This window comes from Dyadobacter sp. HNCC25DJ184 (assembly GCF_056895215.1).
In genome coordinates, this window is sequence record NZ_JBXHAQ010000012.1 from 17,962 (window position 1) to 39,480 (window position 21,519).

A 21,519-nucleotide genomic window follows, 5' to 3' on the forward strand; every position below is an offset into this window, starting at 1 on the left:
CCACTCATTAATTAAATTTTCTTATTAATACAATTCACTCTCTGTCAATTATTTAACGACCTCCTCATCTTCGTTTTTACTCACCTGCTCCAGCCCCCATTTCCAAATCCCAAGCTTTTGACCTATTTTCGATCCATTACTTTTCCTTAATATGTTGGAAAGGAATCTTACAAAAATCATCGATATTTTGTCCCACTCCCGTTCATGAAGCAATTTATTCTTTCGGTCAGTCTGGTCTTGCTGACGTTTGCGTTTTCTTTGGCCCAAAATGTCTATTATTTTTCCGAAGGTCTCGGTATTGGCCCCTGTCATCAATACGGCAGGGAGGCGCTATATACCGATCAGCTCGCTTTGCAATTATATAAAGGCGTCCTCCCGCAACCCAAAGACGGTCAGGCACTTGGATCCGACAACAAAGTAATATGGAAACCAGTCAAGGCTGATACCGCTCATCGTTTTCGTGGCGAATCTTTTTCCAACGGGTATATCTACCTGACATATGATGCCAAAAAAGAGCAGGTTGCATTGCTGAATGTTCAAGGAAATGATATGGTTTTCGTTAACGGCACACCTCATGGCGGCGACGTGTACCGCTACGGCTGGATGCATATTCCGATAAAATTAAAAAAAGGGAAAAACGAGTTTTACGTCCGCGTGGCTCGGTTTGGAAGATTTGGGGGTATTGCCGCAAAACTTACATTTCCCGAAAAACCTGCATTCCTGAGTACCGAAGATCTGACCATGCCGAACGCAGTTGAAGGTCTAAAAAATGATTCATTGTGGGTTGGATTAGTAGTGGTCAATACGACGTCGAAACCAATGATTAGCTCGACGGCCAGGGCTGATATTGGTGGTGAGCAGGTTGTTACTTCCCTCCCAATAATTCCCGCTATGAGTAGCAGAAAAGTTGGATTTTTGGTGAATGCTTCTGGCGCTTCGACAGTCGGAAAAAAGGACATTGGCATTTCGCTGATTCAGAATGGAAAAGCTATTGATACTAAAACAATTACGTTGGAGACCGTTGCGTCCGGCAAACAATACAGCAGGACTTTTGTGAGTGCGATGGACGGAAGCATTCAATATTATGCAGTTTCGCCCTATATCGGAGACCAATCTAATACCCACCCAGCTCTTTTTTTCTCGGTTCACGGCGCGGAAGTTCAGGCAATTAGCCAGGCAAGAGCTTATAAACCAAAAGATTGGGGTGTTGTGGTGGCGCCGACCAACCGTCGTCCCAGAGGATTCAACTGGGAAGATTGGGGAAGGCTCGATGCATTGGAAGTTTTGGAAATTGCTAAAAAGACATTCACGCCAGACCCGTCGCGTATATACCTGACAGGTCATTCGATGGGCGGGCACGGAACCTGGTTTTTAGGCGCGACCTACCCCGACAAATGGGCGGCTATTGCTCCCTCTGCCGGGTATCCGACGTTGTCATCTTATGGATCGCATGATGGTATGATACCTGACAGCGCAGGCTCTCCGATGGAAGCTATGCTGCTTCGTGCCAGCAATCCTAGTAATGTTTTAGCGCTGGCTCAAAATTACCGGGGCCTGGGTGTATATATCGCTCACGGAGATGCCGACAAGACGGTTTCTGTTGAATATGCACGTCAAATGAAGAAGTTACTGGCCGGATTTCATCCCGATTTTAGCTATTATGAATATCCGGGAGGCGGGCACTGGTATGGTGATATCAGCGTCGACTGGCCGCCAATTTTCAACTTTTTCAGCTGGCACTCTATCGCAAAAGACACGGCAGTATATCATCTGGATTTTACAACTGCTAATCCGGGGGTATCCGCAAAAATGAAATGGGCATCCATTCTCCAGCAAAATGCTGCATTGAAATACAGCCGAATTGTATTGGATCTGAATAAAACCAAAAATCTGATTACCGGAACAACTAACAATGTTGCTACGCTCTCTCTAGACCTTGCCACCTTCGAGAAAGGAACAAATGTTCATATACGTCTCGATAGTTTGAATGACATTACATATCAGGTCAATCAAAACAACGAAACAATAATTTTGAGCAAAACGGACAATTGGTCAATAATTTCAAACTCTCTGGACAAACAAAAGAATCCCATACGTTCAGGGACATTCAAGGAGCCTTTTCAAAACAGAATGGTATATGTATATGCCACCAACGGCTCAGCGGACGATAACAACTGGGCCCTGGAAAAAGCAAGGTACGACTCAGAAACCTGGTATTACCGTGGGAACGGAGCGGTTGATATCGTCGCCGACAAAGACTTTGAACCTGCCAAATATCCAGATCGTGGCGTGATTCTTTATGGAAATGCATCAAACAACCTTGCCTGGAACAAGTTACTTTCCAACTGCCCGATCCAGGTTACCAAGGGGAAAATTACCGCCGGTACAAACGAATTCATTGGCGATAACCTTGCCACTTATTTCATGTGGCCACGACAAGACAGCAAAATTGCTTCTATCGCCGTCATCAGCGGAACGGGCAAGCTCGGTATGCAAGCAGCAAACGCCAACCAGTACTTCGCCGGAGGTAGCGGCTTTCCCGACCTTATGATATTCTCAGCTGACATGTTGGAAAACGGATTTAAAGCCGTTAAAATGGCCGGATTTTACGGAAACGACTGGTCGGTGGAAAAGGGTGAGTTTGTGGTGAATCCTTAAAAGTTTTACTGTTCGAAAGATTTGAAAACGCGCTTGGGTTTGTTTCCTGGGCGCGTTTTTTTTTCGGGAGAAAGCCCTGCCAGGTTTTTACAACCTTACAAGTCTGTCTGCCTCCCCTACTTCACACTTCCTAAATACTCTAACAAAGCATAAAAATCCTTTTCTGAAATAACATTCCGGAATTGATCCGGCATAAGCGTGTACTTTGAGGCACGATATTCTTTGATTTCATTCTTCACGACCGAAAATTCCTGACCTCCCTGATCCGCAAAAACCATCGTTTCTCCCTCCGTCCGTCGATATAAACCAGATAAAATCTTGTCATTTTTCAATGTGATATTATAGCTCCTGAAAGACTCGGAGATATTACGGTTGGGATCCAGGATTTTCTCCGTCAGTGCCCTGTGGCCCCAATTTCCGATACCGTCCAACTGGGGGCCGATCAAACCGCCTCTTCCGCTGACTTGATGGCAGGAACTGCAATTTTGAACAAAGACAGCTTGTCCGGTAACGGCCGAACTAGCCCCACGGGTATAACCGGCAATACGAATATCAATCAGTTTCTGTCTCTCGTCGCGCTCGTTTGCACCATCTTTTGTCAGGCTGTCTAGTTGTTTTTGTTGGGACGAACTTATGTTTGAAGCAAGCCTTTCTCTTACTCTGACGTCCGTCAATACATTGGGATTAACATCTTCGGAATTTAAGGCATTCAACAAATAATCGATTCCATCGCGGGTATTTGCAAGAACTGAAGCTATGGCAGTCTGAAGACTAAAAACACTTCCAGAAAATCCTTTTTGAAGCAGTGCAAAAACGTTTGAAGAAGATGCTTGTCCTAATAAAACCGCCAATCTGGCTCGCAGTGCCGACGGCTCGTCACGGTTGTCAAACACTTTACCAACAACCTCGGCGTTTTTTGCAGGATCAATATTCATCAAAGCTGCGGATGCGGCTACTCGGGTATTGTTGTCAAGCCACCTCGACTGAACAAGATTTTTCAATTCTGGTTCAAGAGAATTATCCCGAAAATCTCCCACAATTTGTGCGGCCTGAATCCGCAGTGCTGCCACTTCCGAAGGGCTTTGGGAAGGTATTTCCAATATCGCAGGATCGAATTTCCCAATTCCAACTGAACCCGTTTGCGTGCTGTCAACCGCCTCTATATACCCAGATTGACCTTGATACTTGGTCAGATCGAACTTCACATTTTTAATCAGATCTTTCCATTCTGCCTTGGCAACCTGATTTACACGAGCTTCTGCGACAATCTTATTGCTTCCCGATAACCTGACCCGTACCACGTTTTTAGAAATTCCTTTTTTAGACGCGCTATTATCGATATCATTATCGAAGACATTCATGCTGAGTTGACCCGGCAATTTGAAAGGTGTTGAATAAAGAACTTCTCTGGCCCCATATCCATTCTTTTCACTTAATATGATACGAAAAGCGGGCGCGATGTCAGTTAGAAAGTCATCCGAAACCATCCATGAATTCCCCGTTTCCTCAGATTTTATTACGGGTTTCGTTTTCCAGATATCCGTCATTTCCGAAATGCCAGACAAATACAGACCAGCCAATTTTAATCCCCAATCCCTCATTTTAGGGCTCACAGGAGCACCGCTTTGACGGATACCTTTTGCAAATGTGTTGTAAATTGACAATTGAATATCGGTATTCGTGGCAAATTTCTCGTTAACCAAAGTTACCACACGATCCATTTGATAGGGAGCCACATACCGGCCTATATATTCCAACGCGTTGATAAGCTGTTCCTGAGGCAAATCGTGATTAACTACATAATCCAGCATAAACGCCGCGCCCGACGAAGACGGAACATCCAACAACACTTTTGTAAGTACAGTCAGCTGCTCCTCCTTCCAGGACATGGCCGGTATGCGCCACATCACGCTACTGTTCTTTAGATTTTCACGAAGCGCCAGGAGAGCCGTATATCTCAAATGTGAATCTGCCGCCGGGGTAGTGTCATATAGTGTCAACAAAGCTTTCAGATTACCTGCATCCGGTTGTTTAGTCAGAATTTCGGCAGCAGTTCGCTGCACGAAAGGGTCAGTCGATTTTAGTGTGGCTAGTACTATTTCCCGCCGTTCCGAACTAATAGAATTCATTTCAGAAACGACCCGCAAAGCGTGAATCTGGATCAGAGGATCGTTACTCTTCATCGCATCATTTAATGTTGCCTCAGGTAATGCGTTCAAACGATTTAATATCCAAAGGGCGTGTAACTTGGACGTTGCACTACTTTTGTCGGATTCCAAAAGTGCCAACGTTGGCTGTATTGCTTTGAATTGATAAGAATCTACGATCCGGTCAGCAACTTTCAGACGGGTATTCAACTGCGGGTGATCAAGCCCTTCTATCAACTGCTCAATAGTCGCTTTCGACCAGTCAGTCACTGCCATCGGCTTGCCGCCAACGTCACCTTTATATGTAATTTTCCAGATTCGTCCGCTAACTTTATCCCTTCCCGGGTGGTTTAGAGGAACCTCGTAATGCCCGATAATTCTGTTGTAAAAATCGGCAATATACAACGACCCATCCGGCCCGAGTTTAACATCAACCGGACGAAACCATGGGTCTTCGCTCGTCATAAACGGCTCTTCTTTTTTGGAAACAGGGGTCGACCCGTTAAAAGAAATCGTATTGCGATCGATACGGCAGGTTACGACATCTCCGGTAAAAAAACTCTTTTGATACATTTGCGGAAACTGCTGCCCAGTATAATAAACGAGGCCAGCCAAAGCTGTGGAGCCCAGTTCATAACTCATCATTTCAGGTGCAAAACCTAAACCTGCCGGAGACTTTTTTCCAAAATGCGGATAGTCCCCTCCAAAAATAAGTTGAGTTATGGGTTTTGTGTGACAATCGACTGAATACAAATACCCTTTTTCGTCGTATGCATATCCAAATGGATTTACCCTTCCGAAAGTAGTTTGTTCGACGTGGCTTCCGTCAAATTTTACGCGAAATGTGTTACCCGAGGTCATTTTTATTGAATCGCCGTCGGTTCCGGCTACGGCCGAGATATTTGAGAAACCGTGACAAACATGCAGCCAGCCATCATATCCCCGCATCAGATTATTAACCATTCCGTGGGTATCCTTATGCCCGAATTCGCCTAACAGTATCCTCTTACTGTCGGCCTTCCCGTCCTGATTTTCGTCTTTGAAATAGTAAAGATTTGGAATACTATATGCGATCGCACCGTCAGAAACTGGCATAATCCCGATCGGGATATTCAAGTTATCATCAAAATGCGTGAAAGTGTCGGCACGCCCGTCGCCATTTTTGTCTTCCAAAATAGTGATCCGGTCTTTTCCATCCCCCTCTCCGGCAGCCATAGGATATTCGCCTGACTGCGTGACCCACAATCTTCCCCGGTCATCAAATTCCATGTTCATTGGTTTGATAATATCTGGCTCGGAAGCAAAAAGGGTGATTTCAAAACCCGGCGGAAGTTTAAAACTTAGACGCTCCTCCTCAGGTGTCTGATATTTGCTGGTTCGAACGTGTTCAGCATATTTATCTTTTGTCATTGGTACCGAAGCCGCACCCGACTTTGGGAGTTTGCAACCCTGTGATAATAAAAGGAATACGACTGTGCATATTGTCGTAAGGTTGCCATTTAAAATATGCGTTTTTCTCATTGGATTCAGGAAGAACGAATCAGGTCAAAATCATATGGCCTGAATAATATTGTCATCTTATCCAAAATCTGAGATATTCGAATTCTACTATTAAAACTTTGAATTTTGATTGACCGAGATAGACTTACCAGGTTTTGAAGGCCTGGTAAAACTTTCAGTATCAAAACTCAATCAAGATTCAAACTTTCGCATTCTTTTTACTACAATCAAAAATTCACTCAATCAAATCATCTCCCTCTTCCCACTCGCGGCGGCTTTGTATATCGCGTCAATCACCTTGAGATCATGATACCCTTCCATTCCGCCGATATGCGTTGGCAACGGTTTGGAAGCCAATAAACATTTCGCAATCTCATCCATCTGAACCTGCTGCTGGTTGGTTTGCGGGAAATTCATTTCGCCCTCGTCTGACCTTCCTCGGAATGGGCCATAACTGATGGCAGGACTCAGCTCGAAATGTCCGTTTTGAGCACTCGCATAGAGTCGGTCTATACCATAAATGTAGGAAGCCAAGGAAGTTGCAACTGCGCCGTTTGCAAAATGGAGTTGCCAATATATCGCCTCCTCAACTTCTTTAAATAAATCCGGATGGGTTTTGGGACCAAATTCAGCGGTTACGGAAACCGGTTCATTTCCAGTAATATACCTTGCTGCCTGCACACAATATACGCCCAGGTTTTGAAGGGCTCCACCACCTCCGAGCTTTTTGTTCAAATGCCAGTCGTCAGGATTTGTATTTTCAATATTATATCCCAAAGACGCCTCGACAAGCCGAACTTCTCCGAAGACTTTCTTCTGTCCTAACCGCATCATTTCCATATTATATGGCTCAAAATGAAGCCGATAGCCTACCCCCAACTGCACTTTTGCTTTTTCGCAGGCCTCGATAATATCAATGCACTCAGCGGCCGTAATCGCCATCGGTTTCTCAACTAACACATGCTTACCGGCCTTAGCCGCGCGGATAGCGTACTCTTTGTGCAATCCATTGGGTACCAGAATATAAACAAGGTCTATATCCTTGTTTTTGGCGATTTCATCAAAGCTTTCATAAGAATATATGGAAGACTTGGGAACGTTGTATTTTAAACCCCACTCCGTCGCTTTCTCCGGGGTTCCTGATACCAGGGCAGCAATTTTGCAATATTGAGAATCCTTAATCGCTTCCGCCATCAAACTGGCATACCGACCCAGCCCGACCAGCGCTACACCAAGTTTCTTGTTATCAAACAAATAACCGGACTGCCGCATACCTATTGGCAACAGCACTGCACTTTTCGCCATTTTGCTTACAAAAGACCTTCTGGTTTCCATACTACGATATTTTTAGACTCCCGGAAAAATACTCCCGATATCCGGGGTTTCCAACAACTAATTGAGAAGTCGCGTGTATTTCTCACCACCCGTCAAATTGATGCTCTCCTTATTTCATCGACCTGCAATTTCGTCCCGCCATATAGCAATATTCATACCGTAGGCAACCGAAAAATTGTGATTTCAAAATAAAAATGCAGAAGACAGCAGCATGCCGAATGCCGGCGACAGGTTGATTTCAATCTATGGCCGTCTGGTTCATTGTTTAGGCAACCTACTGAAAACCAAGAAGCGCGTTTTTCAATCTGAATGCCGGTATCTATACACGTTTTACGGGTCGCAAAATGATATGTATATTTGAACTAGCATGGCAATGGATTCTTTTGAGGTTTCAGTTTGTTTCCCAGGCTCGGCGTTACTTCACAACTTCAGGTTTTAAAAATGTCTTTAACAAAAAATGATTTCGGGGCTGATATCGACAAAATCGCACGAATTGCAATTGTCCCGAAAATGCTTGAAGTTGTCTGCAGTTCCACCGGAATGGGATTTGCTGCTATTGCGCGTGTGACCAATGACCGCTGGGTAGCATGTGGGGTTCGTGACGAAATCATGTTTGGTTTGCAGCCAGGTGGGGAATTGGAAATTGCCTCCACGATCTGTAACGAGATCCGGGACCATCAAAAACCGGTTGTAATAGACCACGTGGCACTTGATGAAGAATATCGTAACCATCACACACCAAAAATGTATGGGCTTCAGAGCTATATTTCCGTTCCGATTTTCCTGCAAAACGGAGAATTCTTTGGTACGCTCTGCGCTGTTGATCCGCGGCCAGCAACGATCAATAATACCAAAACGATCGAGATGTTTAAGATGTTTGCAGAGTTGATATCTTTTCACCTACAGAATATTGACACCGTTGAAAAAACAAAGTTACAGCTGTTGGAGCTGACCGAACAACTGACTCATTCGCGGGATGAGAATCGGCAATATCAATACATTTCCAATCACAATCTTCAGGAGCCACTTCGAAAAATCAGGGTTTTTAGTAGTATGCTGGTAAAAGAATCTGATAATAAAGATGTCAAAATAAAGAATCTGGCACTCAGATTAGATTCCAGCGCACAACTTTTTTCTATGATGATTAAAGATTTGTCGGACTACTCCGGTCTTGACCATCAAGGGGATTTTGAAAGTGTGGATCTCAATAAAATAGTGGACGATTTAACTGTCCGTTTCGCTGACCAACTGGATGCTGTTCAAGGCATTATTACCCGGGAGATGCTACCTGAAATCGAAGCTATTCCACTTCAAATGGAGCAGCTTTTATATCAGGTGATGAATAACTCAGTGAAATTTGCCCGGAAAGATGCACCACTTCGTTTAAAACTCAGTTCTCATCCTGCTTCTTATTTACCCGGAGCTGACGAGACGATGAATACAGCAATATCATATGTCGAAATCCGGATTGAAGACAATGGTGTTGGTATCGATAAAGATCAGCTGGAGAAAATTTTCGGCCTTTTTTCAAAACTATCTCATAATAACTCACGTCCTGGTGTGGGAATGGGGCTGGCATATTGTAAAAAAATCGTTCGTAATCACAACGGATATATCAAGGTTGAGTCGGATAAGGATACTGGTACTGTTTTTTCTATCATCCTCCCGTTGACCCGACATATAAAGCCGCTTATCTGAACTTCTGAAGTCTCAAATCGCCAAGTGTGGGACTTGAAGCGGTTATCACTGCGGACGAATCGTCTATAGTTCCGCTAAAGTACACTCCTTTTATTGGACAACCGCTATTGCTGAAGTCCTCCGGATAAAACCATTCTATATGATGATTTTTAAAAGACCCTGAAAGATTACATTGAACCGAATTCTGACCTGGTGAAGGAATATAGAAATCGAATCCAGAAAAGTAACCAGAGCTAAAACATGGTACATTGTTTGGGCAACCTGTAACATCGGGATTGTATTGCCAAACGATGGAGTGTTTAGAATTGGCAGCATCTTCATTATCCCGCCAATTTGCACCAATACCTGGAACAAATTCCGGCTCTGCTCCGTCGCCTGAACAGGCGATTAAAAAACTAAAAATCATTGTCAGCGCTAGTAGAAATTGCGCCAATAATTGTCCAGGTTTTTTCATAATCCGTTGAGTTCGAGTGAAGGTAATCAGCGCCCAAATATTGTCAGTTTAATATATTCCATTTTTACATAAGAACCTATATTTCAGCGCTTTCTTAAAACAAGATCTCCCAAAGTCGGACTACTTACCGTTATTACCGTAGACGAATCGTTGATTGTACCACTAAAAAATGCGCCTCTGATCGGGCAGTTTGCATTCCATGTTGAGTTTTCGGGATAAAACCATTCAATATGATGGTTTTTGAACGAACCGGCTATTGTGCAAGGTGACGAATTTCCGGTTCCCGATGCGCGGTAACTATCTATACCGGTAAAATATCCCGTATTGCTACAGGGAATTGGATAGGGACACCCGGACAGATTGGGCTGATATTGCCAGGTGATGGAATGTTTATTATTGTTGCCATTGTTCCCATCCTGCCAGAACGCCCCGATGGATGGAATATATTGCGGTTCCGCTCCATCTTCGGAACAAGTCATAAAAATGAAGCTAAATAATATCAAAACGAATCGAAACGATGAGGCTGGATTTTTCATAGTCGCTGGTGAGTTTTATATATAATCTTTAATTCAATTCAATTCTTAATTTTTCGATGCGCCTCTTTAACTCAGCTATTTCAATATCTATTTTCGCCAATTTCGAATCAATGTCTGCCTGCACTTGAGCCTTCTTGCTTTTATCTTTTTTAGGGTCATTTCTATATTGTAATATCCCGTTTATGGATGTATTCAATGTCAGCATATCTCCATGCATTGTGTCTAACGCAAAACTCGTCAGGCTTCGAAATTCGGCGGACGTTGAGTCATTCGCCCAATATTGATCTACTAAATTTTCATATTCATTTCGCTTTTTGCTCAACTCGTCCCAGGATTTAGTATAGTCCGTCACTTGGGTTTGAAGTTTTACGATCGCCTCTTTATTGTCAAATGCATATTGAGTTCCAAGCCCGAATGAGATCAGTAAGTCTTTTCCACGATTGGCGAATTCATCCAGTGTCGTCAAAATATTAACTCTGTTTTCGCGACGCGCCTCCATCAATCTTCTGCTCTCTTCAAGGTCATTCTGTGTATAATTTAGCTCCAATAATTGTTGGCGGAGAGAATCAATCTTCAGCGTCAGAAAGCTTTTAATATTATCATCCTTCTGATTTTCAGTACTCTGTACCAATTTAGCATATTCTTTCAATAAGGAATTGTCACTGGGATTTCCTACTATAATTTCCTGAATTGCGTTGGGATCTTTTGGTATAAACAAATGCCCCGCCGTAGGATATAATACCGAAAACCGATTGGATTCCATATCGATCTTTACATAAGTAATATTATTGTTCAGCGCAATCAGAAAAATTCCAGCATCATTTGTCACGGCCTGCTGACCATTTACTAAAACCGAGAATCTTTTCAGCAAACCCTTTTTATTATGAACTACTTTACATTTAAATGAAAAAGTATTTTGCGAAACGGCAGGAGTCATAGCATATATTAGACAGAAAAAAAGTATACAGCCAACAACTTTATTCAATCGTTTCATAATTGATATTCCCCGCTGGTTTCAGATACAGTAATCAATAATTGTTTGGCAAGCTTTCGTTTGTTATTCGCTTTAATATAGATACCTAATTTTATTTCAGACCCCTCCTTAAACTGAGTATCAACAGCATAATTCCCATACTCATCTGTAGTCGTAATTACCTTCCCGTCGGCAAACACCATTTCTGCATTTTTTACAGGCTGACCATTTTGATTGATGACAGAACCGCTCAAACGCACTTTATCTGGCCTTGTTTTTAAATAAATATTAGACGTAAAATTATTTATATTTCCAGACGCACCAAGTTGTATCTGACGCGATATATAGCCCGGAGAATTGACAATTAGTAAAAGTGAATTATTTTTAAAATCGCTGGGAAGTTGCTTAAATGTCACCTGTCCCTCACTGATTTCCTTTTTAATAATCTGATCTCCATATAACAAACTCGCATCGCCTTTTTTCAATATTTCAGTGGAATCACTTTCGGAAAATACATTGACAGTATATGAAAAAGATTTTGGCACCTGTTGAAGTTGATATCCCCCGAACCCAAGAATAATAATAAACAGTGCCGCCGGTCCGGTTAGAGAGATACTGCCCCCCAATCCAGGAATGCTTCCCTCATATTTTGCATCGGAATTCAACAAATAAGCCAGAATTGCTGCCGGGAAAATCGCGGCAAAAAACAGAACGATATAGGTAAAAGGCGAGCCAATAAGCAGCAACTCATCCTTAAATTTCGCAAAGACAACGACTGTGAGCAGAAAAGCACCAAGAATAATACCGAGCAGCAATACCCAATCTTTTGTTTCCAGCTTTTTTTCAACCGGCGCGGGCTTTGCTACTTCTTCCGGAAGTCGCCATTGCAGGATTTTACTGTCCTCGTAAAATAGTCCGCAGATTGGCTCACCCAGTTCGGTTAGTTTATTGAGATTCTGATTGGGGCAGGCTTCGGGAAACAATCCGGCTGCGGTGGTGAACTCCATGGCGCGATCAAAAGAATCGCGCAGATTTGACTTTCTGATGCCCATTTCCTTGAAAAATGTACCCGAAAACAGCGTTGCCGATTCATCAAATGGCAAAGATGATATACCTATAACTGCCGGAATATGGTGGCTAAGCAGCTCTTTGACCTGACCTACAGTTGCGTTTCCATTCAATACAACTAGCTTCAGCTCTTTGCACCTGCCCAAATTATTGACGATTTGATCCAGGCTGTCAGGCTCGTCTGGCTCGTCACCACCGCTCCACGCACGTCGACTGTGTAAAAACAAACACAATGTATCCTGCTTTGCATCGATTGCTTCCGCCAATCGTTCACCCGTTGCCTGAAAAAGCGTCACTACCTCATAGTCTCTGTCAAGAATTCCCTTTTGAAGTGCGAGGTTTGTGGCCTCCATTTCCCTTTGCAATGTCGGGTTGTAATCGACTTCATGACTGGTAAAGGAAAGTAAAATGGTCTTCATACTAACTTCTGAAAATGATTGAAAAAGTATCAGATTTTTTTGAATGCGCCTTTTCCTGATCCCCGACAGTGGAATCTAAAAATGGAAAGCAGTAATAAATTGAGTACTGCGCTACCCACAAAATTTCCGGTGGCAGTGACTGATTTGAAGAATCTAACCCAAAGGTTGACCTAATGGACCGACTCGACCGCACAGACCTCTAAACCAGTGGATTACCAAAATAAATATGCCTATTTTTTTCCGGTTTAAGTCGGAAAAGCCCAAATTAGTTAGTTTACGGTTTTGTGCACTGCCATTTTGCTAAAGGTTGGCTGAATATAAAGCCAGGAAAGGAGGGCCCTGGTATTGAGTCCATTCATAAAAAACAAAAAAGCGATATCATCTCCAACGGAAACGACATCGCTTTTGAGCAAACCTTTTTACTTAAATCTATCCTACCAAAAAATCACATAAACGGCCACCAAAAGGGCAATAACGGCAACCGCCCCCACCCTGAAAGAGGGCGAAACGGCAAACCAATGGCGGTTTACTTCAAATGCTTTCTGGCTGTCTTTACCTTTCGACTCGAACAAGCTGATCCCGACCTGAATGATGACGCAAATCCAGAAAACAGTGCCCATACGATTTAGAAACGGCATATCCGGAATTTGATATTTGAAAAATGCCGAAAGCGGTATACTCAACAAAGCTGCTGCAAGTGCGCCATTTGTTGTAGCCTTTTTCCAAAACATTCCGAGAAGGAATATGCACAAGATGCCGGGGGAAATAAAGCCGGTATATTCCTGAATATATTCGAAACCCTGCCCAAAATTTTTCAGAAAAGGACTGATTATAAGCGCAATAGCAAATGAAACCAGAATTGCTACTCTTCCCAGCCAGACGGTTTGTTTTTCGGTCATGTTCGGGTTGAAGAACTTTTTGTGAATATCCAGCATATAAATCGTGGAGATACTATTGGCTTTTCCAGCCAATGATGCAACGATTGCGGCCGTTAATGCAGCAAAAGAAAGTCCTTTCAAACCTGTCGGTAAAATGTTCAACAAAACTGGATATGCATTATCCGGCTTGACGATACCATTATCCGTAATTCCCTGGACAATAGCCATATCGGCATTTTCCTGGAATAAAACATAAGCTGCCAGACCCGGCAAAACCACAATAAACGGCATCATCAACTTAAGGAATGCAGCGAACAAAACGCCATTTCGAGCGGTATCCAAATTCGCTCCTAAAGCACGCTGGATCATATACTGGTTACAACCAAAGTAATTGAAATTGACGATCCATTGTCCGCCAACGATGAACATCAACAGCCCCGGCAGCTGGTTATAGGCATCGATATGTCCTCCCTTGCCGTCGTGAACAAAAAACTTACCGGGTTCGAAAACCATATGCAGGTGATGATCTGCCTTTTGTTTGATGAGCGCTAATCCCTCGAAAATCCCTGCACCAGTGCCCAACTTATCAGACAATAAATTGAGGGCAAGATAGGTTGTGGCCAAGCCGCCAGCGACCAGGCAAACTACCTGAATTACATCGGTATACCCTATCACTTTCATCCCGCCCAGTGTGATAAAAACTGCAAAAACCGTCAAAAACAAAGCGCAGGTCATGAAACCGAAGCCGGTCATGGTTTCCAGACTGAGTGCTCCAAGGTATATAATGGACGTAAGGTTCACTAGTATATAAAGGAACAGCCAGAACACCGCCATAATCGTCGCCAGCCTTTTGTCGTAGCGCAGCTGCAAAAATTGCGGCATGGTGTAAATGTTGTTGCGGATATACATCGGTAAAAAATATACTGCTATCACAACCAGCGACAACCCTCCAACCAATTCATAGACAGAAATAGCCAGCCCCAGTTGAAACGCTTGCCCCGACATACCGATAAACTGTTCAGCAGATATATTGGAAGCAATAATCGACGCGCCGATGGCCCACCACGTCAGGGAACCTTCGGCAAGAAAAAAATCTTTGACCTCATTACCTTTTAAAGCCGCCGTTTTTTTGTCCTTGTAACGATATACCCAGTATCCGTAAGTGGCAACGATGACGAAATAGACAAGAAAGATGATGTAATCTACTGTTTCAAGACCAAGTTTCATAACTGATTTTTAGCGAGTTACCGAAGATTCAGCATTATTTCCTTTTTGGTAATCACTCAAAAACTTGGCTAGTCCGCTGTCCGTCAAAGGATGATTCAGAAGGGCAAGTATCGCGCTCAAAGGACCTGTAATTACATCTGAACCTATTTCGGCGCACTGGATGATATGCATCGGGTGACGAACGGAAGCGGCCAAAATCTGGGTTTCATATTTATAATTGTCATATATCAACCGGATCTGTCCGATCAACGCGATTCCGTCTGTCGAAATATCATCCAGCCGTCCTACAAAAGGAGAAACGTAAGTTGCTCCCGCCTTCGCTGCCAGCAAAGCCTGACCAGCAGAGAATACCAGCGTGCAATTGGTACGGATACCTTTATCAGTAAAATACTTAATCGCACGTACACCGTCTTTAATCATCGGAACTTTCACGATAATATTCGGATGCAATTTGGCCAACGCCTCTCCTTCTTTTATAATATTCTCATAATCAGTCGATATCACCTCCGCCGAAATCGGCCCGTCGACTATATTACAGATATCGATATAATGTTTCAGTATTCGATCATGACCCGTAATGCCTTCTTTGGCCATGAGAGAAGGGTTCGTTGTCACTCCATCGAGCACACCGAGATTAGCGGCCTCAGTGATTTCGGCCAGGTTTGCAGTGTCAATAAAAAATTTCATAAGTAAGGATTGGTTAAAAAAGTGAGGTTAGCATCCCTGCCCATAGTAGGCATTTTTGCCATGCTTTCGTTCGTAATGTTTAAGTCGGAGCGTGTCTTTTATCCGAGGAGTATTTGGGTTAATTTGTAGCGTCAGATAGGCCATTCTTGCCAATTCTTCCAAAACTGCTGAGTTGTAAACTGCTTTTTCTGCTGTTTTGCCCCACGTAAACGGACCATGGTTTTGCAACAAAACCATTTCCATTTCGCTATATACCAGCCCCTTTTCAGCAAAACAATTGAAAATCTGATGGCCGGTTTCATGTTCATAATCCCCCTGGATCATTTCATCTGTCAACACAGGTGCACAGGGGATATCCTGATGCGTATGATCGGCATGGGTAGTTCCGAAAATCGGTATATCCATTCCCGCCTGCGACCAAGCCACCGCATGCGTGCTATGTGTATGAGAAATTCCACCGACGCCCTCCCAGGTTTTGTATATCAGTGCGTGCGTTTTGGTATCGGAAGATGGCCTCATATTGCCTTCAACTACTTTGGCATCGAAATCGCAAATAACGATATCATCGACTTGAAGTGTTTCATATGGCACACCACTCGGTTTGATCGCAAACACGCCTCGCTCTCGATCCACCGCACTCACATTTCCGAAAGTAAACAGCACCAAACCCAATTTGGGCAACTGCATGTTGGCTTCGTAACACGCTTCTTTTAAGGACTTGTACATATGTGTTGAATGAATTTCTTATTAAAAATTTAAGATATATTTCAGCTCCTATCGATCACTAACGACACTCAAGGGCTCGATTTATAAACTTCATTTTGAGAACCAACTTTTTGATTATTAACAGCTTTCCAGCCGAATGTGAGTTGTGACAACAATCCGTTTCTGATCCAACGCAGGACAATACCCAACTGACAAACAACAGATTGACACTTTAACAAAAACAAAAAAAAGATTTCTTAAATATGAAAGACCAGGTCAATAAAACGAGGTCCGAAAATTATCTATAGGCCGCTTCGTTCCATCTAAGCTCACTTTTCAGTTGTCTTAGCTGCGTGTTTTTACCAATCACAACCAGCTCAACATCAAACATTTCAGCAAAATCTTCGATCTGATCTGTTTTAATATTTTGGCTATAGACAGTGTGATGTGCGCCGCCAGCCAGTATCCATGCGGCACAACCGGTGTGCATATCAGGCATTGGCTTCCACAGGGCACGTGCGACAGGAAGTCTCGGTAGGGCTTCTGTTACTTCCACAGCCTCCACTTCATTGACCAGCAAACGGAAACGATTGCCCATATCGATGAGCGAAACGTTAATCGCCGGACCCGCCGGAGCGTTGAAAACCAGTCGAACCGGATCAGCTTTGCCGCCAATTCCAAGCGGGTGAATTTCGCAGGAGGGTTTGCCAGCTGCAATACTCGGGCAGATTTCCAGCATATGGGACCCCAGCACCAACGGATTGGCCGGGTCGAAATGATAAGTATAGTCTTCCATAAAAGAGTTGCCTCCCGGAAGTCCCGTCGCCATCACTTTCATGGTCCTCACCATCGCCGCGGTTTTCCAGTCGCCTTCTCCGGCATAGCCATATCCCTCGGCCATAAGGCGTTGAGAACCAATACCCGGCAATTGGGCCATGCCGTAGAGATCTTCGAATGTGTTGGTATATGCCTTATAATTACCATCCTGCAAAAACGCCCGCATACCCAGCTCTAACCTTGCAGCTTCTCGAAGCGACTGGTGTTGGCTGCCATTTTTCAAGAGGGAATTCATCAAAGTATAACTATCAGTATACTCTTCCACGAGCTTGTCAATTTCAGCGTCGGTGATCTGATTAATTACCGCCACCAAATCACCCGTCGCGTGCGTATTCACTGACATGCCGAAAGTCATTTCAGCTGCTACTTTATCACCATCCGTTACCGCCACCTGACGCATATTGTCCCCAAAACGAACGACTTTCATGGTTTTGAGTTCGAAAGCGGCAACGGCCACCCTACTCCAACTTCCGATCTGCTGAGTCACTACCGGATCCTGCCAGAAGCCGACAACGACTTTACGATTCAACCGCATTCGAGACATGATGAAACCAAACTCGCGGTCGCCGTGGGCTGATTGATTGAGGTTCATGAAATCCATATCGATTTCACCCCACGGAATATCCCGGTTAAACTGAGTGTGCAAGTGAAGCAATGGTTTTTTAAGAATATTCAACCCTCTGATCCACATTTTTGCCGGTGAAAAAGTATGCATCCAGGTAATGATTCCAACGCAATTTGTTGCCACATTGGCTTCCTGGCAGATGGCGTAAATCTCGTCCGGCGTTTTTACAACAGGTTTAAAAACCACGCGCACCGGAAGGTCAGGAGTTTTATCTAAAAATTCTGCAATAATTTGGGAGTGTATGTCAACCTGTTTCAAGGTTTCTTCACCATAAAGGTGCTGGCTGCCAGTGACAAACCAGATTTCGAATTGTTTGAGACTAAGCATTCTGACTAATCAAATTTGAACGTATTCCTGATTTATTTTCGACGAAATCCCCGAGTCTGAGGTATTTCTGATAAAGGTTTTCGTAAACTGCAGTCTGGTCCGGACGGGGATGATATTCAGCATCAAAACCCGAGCCCATTGCTTTCTGCGCTCCCTCCAATGTGGCATGAATACCGGCTGCGACTGAGGCAAACATGGCAGCTCCAAGCGCGCAGGCCTGATCCGAACTCGCCACCTGAATCGGCCTGTTGAGCACATCGGCTAATGTCTGCATGACGAACGGTGATTTTTTAGCTACGCCGCCGATGGCAATTACTTTCTTGATCGGCACTCCTTCTTCTACAAAACGATCGACGATGGCACGTGATCCAAAGGCAGTAGCTTCTACCAAAGCTTTGAAGATTTTCGGCGCATCCGTTCCCAGATTCAAACCAGTTATCGCGCTTTTTAGCGTATGATTTACATCCGGAGTCCGACGACCATTGATCCAGTCGAGGGCGATGATATCGTTTTCAGAAACCGGTAATGCAGAAGCTAAACTTGCAAGGTGCGGAATCAAATCAGAACTCATTTTAGATGCCGCTTCGTCTCCCAACAAACTACGAACGGGGTCTATTATCAACTTTGCAAACCAGGCATACACATCTCCAAAAGCCGACTGACCAGCTTCGAGCCCCAGCATTCCGGGAGCGACCGAGCCGTCCACTTGTCCGCATATCCCTTTGATCAACTTCCCGCCGATTTCTTCGTTGGGCGCCATCAATATATCACACGTTGAAGTTCCGATAATCCGGACAAAAGCGTATGGTTCGATCTCCGCGCCAACTGCACCCATATGCGCATCGAAAGCACCGACACCAATCACCACGTCTTGCGAAAGGCCCAATTTTTCGGCCCATTCGGGAGAAAGATGGCCAATCGATTCGTCGGAGGTGAAAGTATCTGTAAATAAACGTTCACGAATACCAGTCAGAAGTGGATCTAATTCTGTTAAGAATTCATCTGATGGCAATCCGTCAAAGTCAGCATGCCACAGCGCCTTATGCCCCGCCGCGCAACGTGACCGCTTGATTGTCAATGGGTTCGTATCACCTGTTAGTAAAGCTGATATCCAGTCGCAATGTTCAACCCACGAAAAAGCCTGTTGCCTAACGGATTCATCCACGCGAAGGGTTCTCAGTATTTTGGCCCAAAACCATTCTGAAGAATAGATCCCGCCTACATATTGCGTGTAATCAGTTTTCCAGCGATGTGCCAGTTCGTTGATTTCCTCGGCTTCACCGTTGGCTGTATGATCTTTCCAAAGAATAAACATCCCATTTGGGTTTTCTGCAAAATCGGGGCGTAATGCCAGTGGCAAACCCGTTTCGTCAACTGCGCAAGGCGTTGAACCTGTGGTATCAATGGATATCCCGACAATCTGATGACGCACCTCGATGGGTGCTTGTTTCAGCGCACCGGTTATCGTAGCTTCCAGGCCCTCCATATAGTCCAGCGGGTGTTGGCGAAATTGTGACTGCTGTGGATTGCAATACAGGCCCTGCTTCCATCGCGCATATTCATGGACGTGTGTTCCGACCGTTTCACCCGTGTGTGCGTTGACGATCAGGGCTCTCACAGAATCTGTGCCAAAATCGACGCCAATAACAAATGAGTTACTCATAATATGGGTTTGGATTTAAGATCAAAATTTGAATTTAAGGTATTCACTTGATACTACGACTTAAACTGAGCGCGGCTCCATTACAGTGAGACAGATTTTTTTTCGCCCACGTCAACGTGATCCTCCGCAGGACCAATGTCAGGGGCATTTTCAAAATAAGTCACGGCGTTGAGAATTCTGTTTTTCAGTAAAAACTTTCCGCACATCCGGTATTGATCGCTATTTACTATATCCCTGCTTTTCAGTGTATTGCTGGTCAAACAACTCCGTTTACTTCTAACAATTCCAGTTCATCAGTTCAAAAGATTTCGCGTGACCTATATGCGAACATACTTTGTCATTGAACTGACATCTCATCCTCAGTTCAGAATGGAAACGGTTCACTAATTTTCCCGATAATTTGAAAGAATTCGAAAAAGCTCAGTCTGGAACCAGCCAGGAGTGGGTCAACGGGCAAATTTAAAATTCCAACGACTGGTTACACCACTCACTATCAGCCTTCTGGAATAAGCGTTCTGAAACCAAACAGGTTATCGATTGCATCTAGCAACACTAGCATAGTGTTAATTTGACACAATTATAGAAAAACAAAATGATTTTGCCAAATAATATTAAAGTAAACATGATAATTTCTATAAAAAATATGAGTAACTGGCAACTTTTGCCACGAAGACACAAAGCGGGAAAGAGAAAATTTCAGCTTTTAAAGCTTGGTTTAGTAGTGTCTTCGTGGCTAGAAAAGAAGACTTTGCCGATCAAAAGGAATAGTTTTTTTTGTGTAAACATCTGACTATCAAAGCAATTTTAGTACATTTGCAGAATGTTACCTATCGTAACTTCTCGATGCTGCACTTATTTTGCCATCGACTGATTGTCAGTTATTAAGTACCTATTTTGAGTCAAATCATATCCTCGTCCAATCCGTTATTCACTCCATTCAGGGCTTCAATAACACCATATCCCCTACCCGATCGATTCGCATCACCTTTTGACTATAAGCCACATCCGTTAAGTTTGTTAGCCGTCGATGAACTGCAATCGCATTTGCAAAATCAACAGGAATGGGATCACAACTTTGGGTTATCTGGAAATGAGGGGGCTGTAATTGGCAAAATGTTTGGGATATTGGTGGTTTGCACTGAAGAAAATGAGATTGGATATCTTTCCGCTTTTTCGGGAAAACTGGCTGGTCAAAATCACCACTCAAGATTTGTCCCGCCAATATTTGACACCCTGGCTGACAATGGTTTTTTAAACGCCGGCATGACTGAACTTTCGAGGATCAATCGGGAAATTGAAGCGTTGGAAACACGGAAGCCGGAGGCATTTGAAGAACTTGTAATGTTATTAAAGGACAAGCGAAAAACGCATTCCCAATTACTTCAAAATGAAATTTTCGATCAATATCATTTCCTGAATCAATCGGGAGCAGCAAAAAGTCTGCGTGCTATTTTTGAAGATGCTTCCTACAAAAACCCACCTGCCGGGGCGGGAGAATGTGCTGCACCGAAATTGCTACAATATGCCTTTCAGAATAACATGAAACCGCTAGCCATGGCTGAGTTCTGGTGGGGTCAGTCGCCGAAATCCGACTTCTGGAAACATGGATATCTTTATCCGGCATGCCGGGAAAAATGCGCCCCGATCTTGGGATATATGTTGGAAGGAATGGAATTGGAGTGAGCGGCAGGAGATGGATTAACGACGAAAGAGAGAAAATGGCTCAGATATTATCTGCACAATTCATTCCAACCTTTATCATTTGTTTTTAGTCAAGAAGAT

15 protein-coding genes are annotated in these 21,519 nt (G+C 43.8%); 3 read left to right on the forward strand and 12 right to left on the reverse strand.

The genetic code is table 11. The features are described 5' to 3' along the window. Positions 1 to 204 precede the first annotated feature (204 nt). Complete coding sequence (locus AC1XUD_RS17845) at positions 205 to 2,658, forward strand: carboxylesterase family protein (RefSeq protein WP_483362399.1); 2,454 nt, start codon at positions 205 to 207, stop codon at positions 2,656 to 2,658. Positions 2,659 to 2,774: 116 nt separating this feature from the next. On the opposite strand, the gene AC1XUD_RS17850 is transcribed toward AC1XUD_RS17845, so the two are convergent. Both AC1XUD_RS17850 and AC1XUD_RS17855 read right to left on the reverse strand, forming a co-directional pair. After that, positions 2,775 to 6,326: a PVC-type heme-binding CxxCH protein gene (locus tag AC1XUD_RS17850; RefSeq protein ID WP_483362400.1), complete on the reverse strand. Its 3,552-nt coding sequence runs from the start codon at positions 6,324 to 6,326 to the stop codon at positions 2,775 to 2,777. A gap of 222 nt (positions 6,327 to 6,548) precedes the next feature. Continuing rightward, the gene (locus AC1XUD_RS17855; protein WP_483362401.1) at positions 6,549 to 7,640 is read right to left on the reverse strand and encodes a Gfo/Idh/MocA family protein; all 1,092 of its coding nucleotides are present in this window, start codon (positions 7,638 to 7,640) and stop codon (positions 6,549 to 6,551) included. A 441-nt stretch (positions 7,641 to 8,081) separates the two neighbouring features. Here AC1XUD_RS17855 and AC1XUD_RS17860 point away from each other — a divergent pair, with 441 nt between their 5' ends. Beyond that, the gene (locus AC1XUD_RS17860; RefSeq protein WP_483362402.1) at positions 8,082 to 9,338 is read left to right on the forward strand and encodes a GAF domain-containing sensor histidine kinase; all 1,257 of its coding nucleotides are present in this window, start codon (positions 8,082 to 8,084) and stop codon (positions 9,336 to 9,338) included. On the opposite strand, the gene AC1XUD_RS17865 is transcribed toward AC1XUD_RS17860, so the two are convergent. The 10 genes from AC1XUD_RS17865 to AC1XUD_RS17910 all read right to left on the reverse strand — a co-directional run bounded on the left by AC1XUD_RS17865 (position 9,331) and on the right by AC1XUD_RS17910 (position 19,997). Beyond that, entirely contained in the window at positions 9,331 to 9,792 is a 462-nt protein-coding gene (locus AC1XUD_RS17865; protein ID WP_483362403.1) for a hypothetical protein, read from the reverse strand. The two genes, AC1XUD_RS17860 and AC1XUD_RS17865, sit on opposite strands and share 8 nt — an antisense overlap. An 83-nt stretch (positions 9,793 to 9,875) precedes the next feature. Beyond that, positions 9,876 to 10,328 (reverse strand): hypothetical protein, encoded by a 453-nt coding sequence (locus AC1XUD_RS17870; protein ID WP_483362404.1) that lies wholly within the window; start codon positions 10,326 to 10,328, stop codon positions 9,876 to 9,878. A 28-nt stretch (positions 10,329 to 10,356) separates the two neighbouring features. Then, on the reverse strand, positions 10,357 to 11,265 hold the full coding sequence (locus tag AC1XUD_RS17875; protein ID WP_483362405.1) for a hypothetical protein: 909 nt from the start codon (positions 11,263 to 11,265) through the stop codon (positions 10,357 to 10,359). Positions 11,266 to 11,318: 53 nt separating this feature from the next. Further along, positions 11,319 to 12,788: a peptidase associated/transthyretin-like domain-containing protein gene (locus AC1XUD_RS17880; protein WP_483362406.1), complete on the reverse strand. Its 1,470-nt coding sequence runs from the start codon at positions 12,786 to 12,788 to the stop codon at positions 11,319 to 11,321. Between the two features lie 434 nt (positions 12,789 to 13,222). After that, positions 13,223 to 14,893, reverse strand: a complete 1,671-nt coding sequence (locus AC1XUD_RS17885; protein ID WP_483362407.1) for a sodium/sugar symporter — start codon at positions 14,891 to 14,893, stop codon at positions 13,223 to 13,225. A gap of 9 nt (positions 14,894 to 14,902) precedes the next feature. Continuing rightward, positions 14,903 to 15,580 (reverse strand): fructose-6-phosphate aldolase, encoded by a 678-nt coding sequence (fsa, locus tag AC1XUD_RS17890; RefSeq protein WP_483362408.1) that lies wholly within the window; start codon positions 15,578 to 15,580, stop codon positions 14,903 to 14,905. Between the two features lie 27 nt (positions 15,581 to 15,607). Beyond that, complete coding sequence (locus AC1XUD_RS17895) at positions 15,608 to 16,306, reverse strand: L-ribulose-5-phosphate 4-epimerase (protein WP_483362409.1); 699 nt, start codon at positions 16,304 to 16,306, stop codon at positions 15,608 to 15,610. 277 nt (positions 16,307 to 16,583) lie between these two features. Then, positions 16,584 to 18,074 carry an L-arabinose isomerase gene (gene araA, locus AC1XUD_RS17900; RefSeq protein ID WP_483362410.1) on the reverse strand — a complete coding sequence of 497 codons (1,491 nt, stop codon included), beginning with the start codon at positions 18,072 to 18,074 and terminating at the stop codon, positions 16,584 to 16,586. After that, complete coding sequence (locus AC1XUD_RS17905) at positions 18,067 to 19,737, reverse strand: ribulokinase (protein WP_483362411.1); 1,671 nt, start codon at positions 19,735 to 19,737, stop codon at positions 18,067 to 18,069. The genes araA and AC1XUD_RS17905 overlap by 8 nt, the downstream gene beginning before the upstream one ends. Before the next feature lie 80 nt (positions 19,738 to 19,817). Next, positions 19,818 to 19,997 carry a hypothetical protein gene (locus tag AC1XUD_RS17910; RefSeq protein WP_483362412.1) on the reverse strand — a complete coding sequence of 60 codons (180 nt, stop codon included), beginning with the start codon at positions 19,995 to 19,997 and terminating at the stop codon, positions 19,818 to 19,820. Between the two features lie 634 nt (positions 19,998 to 20,631). Here AC1XUD_RS17910 and AC1XUD_RS17915 point away from each other — a divergent pair. Next, complete coding sequence (locus tag AC1XUD_RS17915) at positions 20,632 to 21,420, forward strand: pseudouridylate synthase (protein ID WP_483362413.1); 789 nt, start codon at positions 20,632 to 20,634, stop codon at positions 21,418 to 21,420. The last annotated feature ends 99 nt before the right edge of the window (positions 21,421 to 21,519 follow it).